General features: G+C 57.6%; 8 protein-coding genes. 5 read left to right on the top strand and 3 right to left on the bottom strand.

Annotated features, from left to right (window positions below; translation table 11 throughout):
• Nucleotides 1–21: 21 nt before the first annotated feature.
• The 5 genes from VNS12_RS12750 (at nt 22) to VNS12_RS12770 (ending at nt 4802) form a co-directional block, all read left to right on the top strand.
• Nucleotides 22–936, top strand: coding sequence for an ABC transporter permease (locus VNS12_RS12750; RefSeq protein WP_325488229.1), 915 nt, complete (start codon nt 22–24; stop codon nt 934–936).
• Nucleotides 929–2545 carry an ABC transporter ATP-binding protein gene (locus VNS12_RS12755; protein ID WP_325488221.1) on the top strand — a complete coding sequence of 539 codons (1617 nt, stop codon included), beginning with the start codon at nt 929–931 and terminating at the stop codon, nt 2543–2545. Before VNS12_RS12750 ends, VNS12_RS12755 begins: the two co-directional genes overlap by 8 nt.
• Entirely contained in the window at nt 2542–3570 is a 1029-nt protein-coding gene (locus tag VNS12_RS12760; RefSeq protein ID WP_325488222.1) for a four-carbon acid sugar kinase family protein, read from the top strand. Before VNS12_RS12755 ends, VNS12_RS12760 begins: the two co-directional genes overlap by 4 nt.
• 4 nt (nt 3571–3574) lie before the next feature.
• On the top strand, nt 3575–4276 hold the full coding sequence (locus tag VNS12_RS12765; RefSeq protein WP_325488223.1) for a FadR/GntR family transcriptional regulator: 702 nt from the start codon (nt 3575–3577) through the stop codon (nt 4274–4276).
• Between the two features lie 259 nt (nt 4277–4535).
• Entirely contained in the window at nt 4536–4802 is a 267-nt protein-coding gene (locus VNS12_RS12770) for a hypothetical protein (protein WP_325488224.1), read from the top strand.
• Here VNS12_RS12770 and VNS12_RS12775 read toward each other — a convergent pair.
• The 3 genes from VNS12_RS12775 to VNS12_RS12785 all read right to left on the bottom strand — a co-directional run bounded on the left by VNS12_RS12775 (nt 4783) and on the right by VNS12_RS12785 (nt 8641).
• Entirely contained in the window at nt 4783–5910 is a 1128-nt protein-coding gene (locus tag VNS12_RS12775) for a glycosyltransferase family 4 protein (RefSeq protein ID WP_325488225.1), read from the bottom strand. The genes VNS12_RS12770 and VNS12_RS12775 overlap by 20 nt on opposite strands.
• Nucleotides 5907–7100, bottom strand: a complete 1194-nt coding sequence (locus VNS12_RS12780; RefSeq protein WP_325488226.1) for a glycosyltransferase family 4 protein — start codon at nt 7098–7100, stop codon at nt 5907–5909. The genes VNS12_RS12775 and VNS12_RS12780 overlap by 4 nt, the downstream gene beginning before the upstream one ends.
• Before the next feature lie 563 nt (nt 7101–7663).
• Nucleotides 7664–8641 (bottom strand): O-antigen ligase family protein, encoded by a 978-nt coding sequence (locus VNS12_RS12785; protein ID WP_325488227.1) that lies wholly within the window; start codon nt 8639–8641, stop codon nt 7664–7666.
• Nucleotides 8642–8961: the final 320 nt, after the last annotated feature.

Consider the following 8961-nt stretch of genomic DNA (forward strand, 5'->3'; position numbering starts at 1 on the left):
AGAAGACGGATGAGCGAAAGCATGGCTGCAAAACCGGTTTCCAAGGACCAGAACAAGGGTGCGTCTGTGATGCTTGGCATGCTCTGGCGCGACAAATTCGCCTTCGTGTCGGCCGTTGTCCTGCTGATCATCATGGCCTTTGCCATTTTCGGCCCGGCCTTTCTGGGCGATCTGGCCACCAGCCAGAACCTGCGCGGGCGCAACAGTCCGCCCTTCGATCTGTCGCGCGGCTGGATGTTCGTCCTCGGCGGGGATTCGCTGGGTCGCCCCATCCTGGCTCGCCTCGTCGTTGCTGCGCAAAGCACCATGGCGGTCGCCGCCGGCGCGGTGGCCATGTCCCTCGTCGTAGGGGCGATCTTTGGCCTCATCGCAGGCTATGTGGGAAAGACCGCCTCGCAGATAATCATGCGGCTGGCCGACGTCATCATGTCGTTCCCTTCGCTGCTGCTGGCGGTGGTCGTGCTCTATGTGCTGGGCCCTTCGATCCCCAACATGATCCTCGTTCTGGCCATCACCCGCATCCCGATCTATCTGCGCACCACCCGTGCCGAAGTGCTCGAAGTGCGCGAGCGCATGTTCGTGCAGGCGGCAGTGGTGATGGGCGCGTCGCACCGCCGGATCGTCTTGCGTCACATCCTGCCGGTTATCGCCCCGACGCTGATCACCATCGCAACGCTCGATTTCGCTTTCGTCATGCTGGCCGAATCCTCGCTCTCGTTCCTCGGTATCGGCATCCAGCCGCCCAGCATCACCTGGGGCCTGATGGTCAGCCAGGGCCGCCCCTATCTCAACACCGCGTGGTGGCTGGCGTTCTGGCCGGGCCTGATGATCGTCATCACCGCCCTTTCTCTTAACCTGCTCTCCAACTGGATGCGCATCGCTCTCGATCCCGCACAGCGTTGGCGTCTCGAAAGCCGGAAGTCCACAGATGCCTGAAGCCCTGTTGACGGTCAAAAACCTCTCGGTCGATTTTCACACCGCGCGCGGCACCGTCCACGCCGTGCGCAACGTGTCGTGGTCGGTCCATCGCGGCGAGACGCTGGCCATTCTGGGCGAGAGCGGTTCGGGAAAATCGGTCTCGGCCTCTGCGGTGATGAACCTGCTCGATACCCCGCCCGCCGAAATCGTGAACGGTGAAATCTTCTACGAGGGCAAGGACCTCCTCAAGATCAGCTATGAGGAACACCGGGCTCTCAACGGCAAGAAGATCGCCATGATCTTCCAGGATCCGCTCGGCCACCTCAACCCCGTCTATACGGTGGGCTGGCAGATCGTCGAGATGATGACCGCCCATGGGCGCCCCATCGAGATGGCGCGGGCCCGTGCGCTGGAACTGGTGACCCGCGTGGGCATTCCCGAGCCGGAAAAGGCGCTCAAGAAATATCCGCACCAGTTCTCCGGCGGCCAGCGCCAGCGCTTGATGATCGCCATGGCGCTGATGCTCAAGCCTGACATCCTGATTGCCGACGAGCCCACCACCGCGCTCGATGTGACCGTGCAGGCCGAAGTGCTGGCGCTGCTCAAGGAGTTGCAGGAAGAAACCGGCATGGCGCTGGTGCTGATCACCCACGATCTGGGCGTCGTCGCCGAAATCGCCGACCGGGTCGTCGTGATGAGCGCGGGCGAGATCGTCGAAGAAGGCACGGCGCGCGAGGTTTATCACAATCCCCGGCATGCCTATACGCGCAAGCTCATCAGCGCGGCGCCCGGCAAGGGCGCTATCCGCCACCTGGAGCCTGAGGCCCCCGTCCTGCTCGACGTCACCGGCCTCGAAAAGACCTATGGCAATTTCACAGCCCTCAAGGGCGCGTCGTTCACGCTCGCCCGCGGCCAGAGCCTTGCCGTTGTGGGGGAGAGCGGGTCGGGCAAATCGACCCTCGCACGCGTCATCCTGCGGCTGGAACAGGCCGACGCGGGCACCGCGCTGTGGAAAGGGCGCGATCTCATCACCATGGCCCAGCGCGACCTGCTGGCCATCCGCCAGCAGATCCAGATGGTCTTTCAGGACCCCACCCAATCGCTCAACCCGCGCATGTCGGTCTATCAGCTGATCTCGGAAGGTTGGGACATTCATGGCCTGATGCCGGACCGTAAGGCGCGGCGGGCCCGGGTTGAAGAGCTGCTCGAACAGGTCGAACTCCTGCCCTCCCATTGCGACCGCTACCCGCATCAGTTCTCGGGGGGCCAGCGCCAGCGCATCGCCATTGCGCGCGCCCTCGCGCTCGAACCCGAACTCATCATCTGCGACGAGGCCGTTTCCGCGCTCGACGTGTCCGTTCAGGCGCAGGTGATGGCGCTGCTCGATGATCTGCGCGCCAAGCTGGGCATATCCTATCTGTTCATCGCCCATGATCTGGGCGTCGTTCGCGATTTCGCCGATACGGTCCTTGTCATGAAAGAAGGCGAGATCGTCGAGCAGGGGCCGACCGAGGCGATCTTTTCGGCGCCGCAACATCCCTATACCCAGCGTCTGCTGGCCGCAAATCTCGATCCCGATCCCGATATTCAGGCCCAGCGCGCGCGAGCGGACCGAATTGCGCCATGACGCGGCTGGCGATCATCGCCGATGATCTGACCGGGGCTCTGGATACGGCAGCGCCGTTCGCGGCGCGTGGCCTGAGAGCGGTGGTCGCCGTATCGCCCGACTGGCTGGCAAATGCGCGTGCCGTTGGTGCCGATGTGCTCGCCGTGTCAACCGACAGCCGCGAGATCGAACCGCAAGCGGCCCGCGAGCGGGTGCGCCGGGTGGTGGACCAATTGCCTGCCGCTGTGCCCATCGTCAAGAAGGTCGACTCCCGCCTGAAGGGGAACATCGAGGCTGAACTCGATGCCATCGCGTTTGAAAAGGCGCTTGTCGTGCCGGCTATCCCGGCTTTTGGACGTATCGTGAAAGACGGCATGCTCGCCGGGTTCGGCATCGATACGCCCATATCGGTGGCCAAAAGGCTCGGGAATCATGCCCGGCGCGCCATCATCCCCGATACCTCCAGCGAAAAAGACATTGCGGCGGCACTCCACGCCTATCCCGATGCGCTTGCCGTGGGCGCGCGCGGGCTGGCCGAAGCCATGGCCGGGCAAATGGCGGAGAATGCCGCTCCCCCGCCAGATGTTTCCGCGCACCGCATTATCCTGCTCATCGGCTCGCGCGACCCGATAACGCTTGCGCAGGTCGAGCATGTGCGGCGCGGGCATCCTGATGTCGACCATATCCCGGCGCCCGGCGGCCATGCCGCCCGCTCCATCGACACGGCGCGCGCCGTGACCGTGATCCAGGCGCAGGAGGCGGAGACGTCTTCCGACCCGCAGGCGGTGGCGCTCCGGCTTGCCGAAACGATCGGCAACACTCCCCTCGAAGATGCGCTGGTGCTGGTCACCGGCGGCGCGACGGCCCAGACCGTTCTGGAGCATCTTGGGATCGGCGTGCTCGAAATTCTTGGTGAAGCGCTGCCCGGTCTGCCTATTGCCCAGACGAAGGCGTTCAAGCTAATCACCAAATCCGGCGGGTTTGGCGCGCCGGATGCCCTGCTGGACATCGTCCGCAGGGCAGGGGAAGCGAAGGCTGGGAGGTAAATCCATGTCCAATGGTTTGAATGCGCGGCGCAGTTTGTCCGATACGGTTTTCGAGCGCATCCAGAAGGCCATCAAATCGGGCGCTTATGGCGTGGACGAGCGGTTGCCGACCGAACACGTGCTGGCCGCCGAATTCCAGGTGTCCCGTCCTGTCGTGCGCGACGCCTTGCAGCGCCTGCGCGACCAGGGGCTGATCTACTCGCGCCGGGGCGCGGGCAGCTTCGTGCGCGAACAGGGCATCCGCGAGCCGCTGGGCTTTGGGCAGATGCAGAACCTCTCCGACCTGCAGCACTGCTATGATTTCCGCCTGACCATCGAGCCGGAAGCCGCCGCCATGGCAGCGGAACGCCGCTCGGAGGACGCTTTGCACAAGATCAGGACGGCGCTGAGTCTTTTGCGCGATGCCACCAACCGGCAGGCGCACCGTGCGGACGCCGATTTCATGTTCCACCTCAGCATCGCGCACGCCTCGGCCAACCCGTATTTCGCGACGGCCATGCAGGCGCTTGAAGACCACATCGCGGTCGGCATGCGCTTTCACGGGTTATCCCTCAAAAGCGCGGGTGACGGCCTGCAACACGTCTTCGTGGAACATAGCGCCATCTATCAGGCCATTTTGAATCAGGACATCTCTGCGGCACGAGACACGATGCATAAGCACATTGCCGGCTCACGCGACCGGCTTCTCGCGCCTCGCGAAACGTGACGCCTTATGCGGGAATTGCGTGCGGCGAAAACCGGGCCAATACCAACTATCCCGTCTTATTAGAATAATCAAAACGGGGCCGTATGTAGGTGTTGAGCACACCATGGGCCGCATAATGGGCAAAGTAATAGGCCGAGCGGGCCAAGCCCAGCTTCTCCACATCGCGATATACGGACCACGTGTATTTGGCCGCCAAAAGCTTGTTAGCGCAGACGGAGCCGGCGCGGACGCGATATTGTGCGAGGCTTTCGGGGACCGGATGGGCCGCATCGACCATTTTGAGAATGCGCAGCCAGAGCCCGAAATCCTGCCGCTTGCGGATATCGGGCATATAGACCTTGCCGAGTTTTTCGGTGTCGTAGATGGCGGTCAGGCAGCCGATGTTACAGGTCTTGAGCAGATCACGATAGGTGACGGGCTTTTCGACGTGGTGGGTGTTGATGAGATTGCCCGCTTCGTCGATGCGGTCATAGGAAGAGAAGGAAAAGGCGATGTCGCCTTGCGATTCATAGGCCCATCGCGCTGATCATCGTAGCGTTGACTTGGCGGATATCGAACTTTTCTTCGACATAGGCACGGCTGGCCTGGCCCATGGAAACGATGAGTTCAGGCTGATCGATAAAGGCTCGCATAGCCTTAACCAGCGCATCGATATCACGGGGCGGGATGAGCAACCCGTTCTTGCCATCGATCACGGTTTCGCGGCAGCCTGGCGCGTCAGTAGTAATGATCGGGCGCCCCATGGCCATGGCCTCCTGTATGCTGCGGGGCACTCCCTCGCGATAATAGGAAGGGAGGACGAACACACTGGCCTGTGCGAGCCAATCGCGAACAGGCACATGACCTGGCCATTCGACTAGGCCCTCGTCTACCCAAGATTGAACCTGTGAACGGGCGATGCCATTCGGATTGGTATCGAGACCACCCAGGAGAATGAAACGTGTCTCGGGAGACTCCGACTTGATGCGTCGGGCGGCTTCAACGAACTGAAAGATCCCCTTTTCCTCCAGCAACCTTGCAGCCAGCACGAAGGTGACCGGAGTAGTGACGGGCGGTGCAGGTGTCCAGACGCTAAGATCGACGCCAGTGCCGTTGACCGGCACGATCTTGTTCGGTGAAACAAGACCCATGCGAACAAAATCCTCTGCATCGTCGGGATTTTGCATGAACACCTTTTCGGTTTGAGCAAGTGCCAGGCGATAGAGAGATTTAGCGGCTAGATGGATGCTGCGCTGTTTGAGCGAGTTTGAGTTGTCGGCAAAAGCATAGCCGAGCCCCGCGATCAGCGCATGTCGCCGGGGGATGCCCGCCAATCGCGCCGCCAAGGTGCCATAGATGACGGGCTTGATTGCAAAAGAAAGTACACAGTCGAGCCGCAGCGGCCGTAAGACTTTGACGAGTCCAGCCAGGTCGACCATATCGCGCACTGGATTAAGCCCGGTGCGTGACAGCGAGAAATCTGCGGTCTCCACGCCGATCCGGGCGAATTGTCTTTGCGTTTCGTCGTCGAAATCGGGAGCGAGCGCAAACGCGGTGTGACCTCGCTCGACAAGCTCAGCCAATAGTGGCCCGCGGAAGTTGAGCAGAGAAAAGGCCTGGTTTCCGATGAGAGCGAAACGTTTGCCCGAATTCATTTGGCGATCCGGGGGTGTCTGCTCTGAATGTCGAGTGCCACTTTTTCCAAGAAGTCGGAGCGCTTAGCGTCCAGTGTCCGTTTATCGAATTTTTGAGCCCGAGCAATGTTTTGCTTAGCGCCCTGAACACGCCATTCTGAAGATGCCAGGGCATGTCGGAGCTTTTTGAATAACTGTGTGGCATCACCTACCGGGATTAGATTTTCGGTGGGTAAGAGTTCAGGTATTCCGCCACATCTTGAACCGATAGCCGGACATCCGCGACTCATAGCTTCAATCAGGGCCCTTGGAACGCCTTCCTGAAAACTTGGCTGGATATAGACATCGACCTCATCAAGCCATGTCATTACCGATTGTCGATCTGTTAGAAGCCCGTCAAAATGAACATACTCGCCTACATTTTTGGTTCTGGCCAAATCTGAATAGCTTGACGGGTCGCCACCGCCGAGAACTCGCAGCTCTGCGTCGATTCCAACTGTTCTCAGGCGTGCAAGTGCATCAATTGCCAAATCAACGCCTTTATATCGGGTCTTGAGAGACCCAATCAGGCCGATTATGAACTTTTCAGACGTTGTCGCGATATGGACCAGCCGCGATTTTAACACGGTATCATCGGTCGCCGGCAACTCGACGTTGGATACCGCAACGACGTGCCTGGCGCGTGGATGAGGATAGCGAGTCTGGAGAAAGCGCTGCGAAACATAGCTTACATAGGGAGCTGCGGAAACAGCTAGCCGCATGCGGGCAAAAAGTAACGGTGCATATATTTTTCCTTGGATTGAGCCATAGTTCCAAAGAGCATCCCATGCGCAGCCAACCGTCTCTGCGATATAAGGCTTCTGTAAGCGGCGTGCAATTCGGGCAGACAGCAATCCAAGTTCACTTGGTAGCCGGGCTATCACGATATCCGCGTCACGTATTACGCTCTCGATCTCTATTGCCGCCTTGCCCCCTCCTGACAAAAGCGCCTTAATATTGGAAACCGACTCTACAAATTGAAAGCTCACGCCCGGACCGCTTGATATCGGTAGTTCCTGGTGGTCTAAACTTCCCTTCTCAGCCCGACCAATGACTACGATCTCCTGGAACTGGGAAAGATAGCGCTGCCACACGAGATAGGGAAGTTTATCGGAATACACCTCGTGGCCACGGACCACGAAATGATGGTCGTGAACGAAAACGGCCCGCATCTAAATATCCTTAATCTTCCTGGCAGGCACGCCAGCGATAATTGAATTGCCTTCAAAGTTGCCTGATACTACGCATCCGGCTGCGGCAACGCTCCTCGAACCGATGGTCGTTCCCGCTAAAATGCGGACGCCGCACCCTATCCAAACGTCATCGAGAATGCGTATGGGCTCATGCAGCAACGGGTTTGAACGAATAGGCAGGGTTTCATCATTCCAAGTGTGATTGAACGAAACGAGGCTGGAAGCATGCGCAATCGATACATCTGCTCCAATCCATATGCCGCCCGATGCATCTATGTAGCAGTTGCGGTGAATGCTCACATTGTTGCCAATGTGAAGTCTATCCCACCCAATGATAGTAATATTTGGACCGAAGTATACTGACGTGCCTACGTTTGCAGCGAGCCTCTTCGCTAACGCATAGCGCAGGCCTACACCCAAGATGCCCGGAGCGATGTGAAAGAGAGGCCAGAGCCCTGCCGCGAGTCTCCGGGGCAAGACCCGAAACATCAGGGTTAGTAGAAAAAGTGGTGTTTTTGTAAGATTATAGAGATCGCGGCCTCTCATGAGCGACCTTCCCCAACGTCATTCGTTCTAGAGAAAGCTATTCCCAAGACTGCTCCCAGGGAAACCCACCAATCCCTGTAGATATGAAAATCGTTAAACAGTAAAACCAGAGCTAATCCGGCCAAATATATAAAGAAATTCCTTCTCGCTTTCCCTTTTGTGCTTTTGGCTACGAGGAAAGCTGTTAGACCAAAAAAAGAAAGTAGCGCTCCCAGCCCTACCAAGCCCTGGTCGACAAATATTGTTGCATACGCGTTATGCGGCGGCTCGGAAAAGCCAAATTCTCGGTATGGCCAAAGGCCATAGCCAAATAAAATATGATCGGGCGCAAACGCTGCTTTCATAGCCCCCAGCGTTACTTCGATGCGTTCGTTCGCTCCGCCTCCTTGATCTGAAAAGCGATTGTATACAGACTGAATAGCAGATGGTCGAAACGCTGCCAGGAACGCAATAGCCGCGCCCCCAGACACTATGAAGCCAGCGACGAACTTTAGGGCCTTTTTGGGATTCAAAAAGGCCCTCAATCCGATGATAAAGATACACGCTAGAAGTACCGCCCGAGATAAGGAGAGCAGGACACCGGAAAATGCTGCGGCGCTAAACGCAATGCCCTCCTGAGCTCGAGTATGGAACGCAAGCGCAATCACGAGTGTCCCGAAAGAGGTCATGCCAAAGTAATTTGGACTTTCAAGCAGACCTTCCATCCGAATATTCGATCCTCTTACGTAAGCAGTGAGGCTCCAATCAGTGAGTCCCAGGAAAAATGGAGCGAAATCAACGAAGTACGCAATAAAAAATATAGATGATGTTGCAAGGAATGCTTTTATAAAGGCGCTGAAAAATATTGTTGTGATTGTTAAAGATATGAAAAACGCCAGTATGCATAGGAAAATCTGAAAAGCTCTTGTTCCCGATGATCCCGATATCATTACTGAGATTATTGTTGATGTTAGAAAAATAAGTGCCGGAGCCATCAATTTGATAGATGATCTTGGAATCTTATTTGCAATTGCTACGCATAGAATGCACGAGGATAGCCAGAATATTTCCGTGATATAGTATGGAGTGATGCTTCTAAGGTGAAGCATTATGCTGGTAGATGCGCCCGCAAGTGCAGCAACGGCAGATGTGCTCCAAGGATGGGTGTTCCCAAAAGAGTTTGATGACATCAACTCAGCTCTCTTTTAGGGCACTACGCTTGCGAAGGGGCGGCCAGGCAATCGCGGATGTATCGAGATTAAGCAGCTGCCGCGCTTTAAGCCAAAGATAAGTATTCCAAACGAATAGGCTTGCC

Source organism: Pelagibacterium sp. (assembly GCF_035555455.1).
Taxonomy (GTDB): domain Bacteria; phylum Pseudomonadota; class Alphaproteobacteria; order Rhizobiales; family Devosiaceae; genus Pelagibacterium.

Coding starts and splice junctions, on each gene's coding strand:
- VNS12_RS12755 (WP_325488221.1), top strand. CDS start 929: ATGCCTGAAGCCCTGTTGACGGTCAAAAACCTCTCGGTCGATTTTCAC.
- VNS12_RS12760 (WP_325488222.1), top strand. CDS start 2,542: ATGACGCGGCTGGCGATCATCGCCGATGATCTGACCGGGGCTCTGGAT.
- VNS12_RS12785 (WP_325488227.1), bottom strand. CDS start 8,641: ATGGCTCCGGCACTTATTTTTCTAACATCAACAATAATCTCAGTAATG.
- VNS12_RS12775 (WP_325488225.1), bottom strand. CDS start 5,910: ATGAATTCGGGCAAACGTTTCGCTCTCATCGGAAACCAGGCCTTTTCT.
- VNS12_RS12750 (WP_325488229.1), top strand. CDS start 22: ATGGCTGCAAAACCGGTTTCCAAGGACCAGAACAAGGGTGCGTCTGTG.
- VNS12_RS12770 (WP_325488224.1), top strand. CDS start 4,536: ATGGGCCGCATCGACCATTTTGAGAATGCGCAGCCAGAGCCCGAAATC.
- VNS12_RS12780 (WP_325488226.1), bottom strand. CDS start 7,100: ATGCGGGCCGTTTTCGTTCACGACCATCATTTCGTGGTCCGTGGCCAC.
- VNS12_RS12765 (WP_325488223.1), top strand. CDS start 3,575: ATGTCCAATGGTTTGAATGCGCGGCGCAGTTTGTCCGATACGGTTTTC.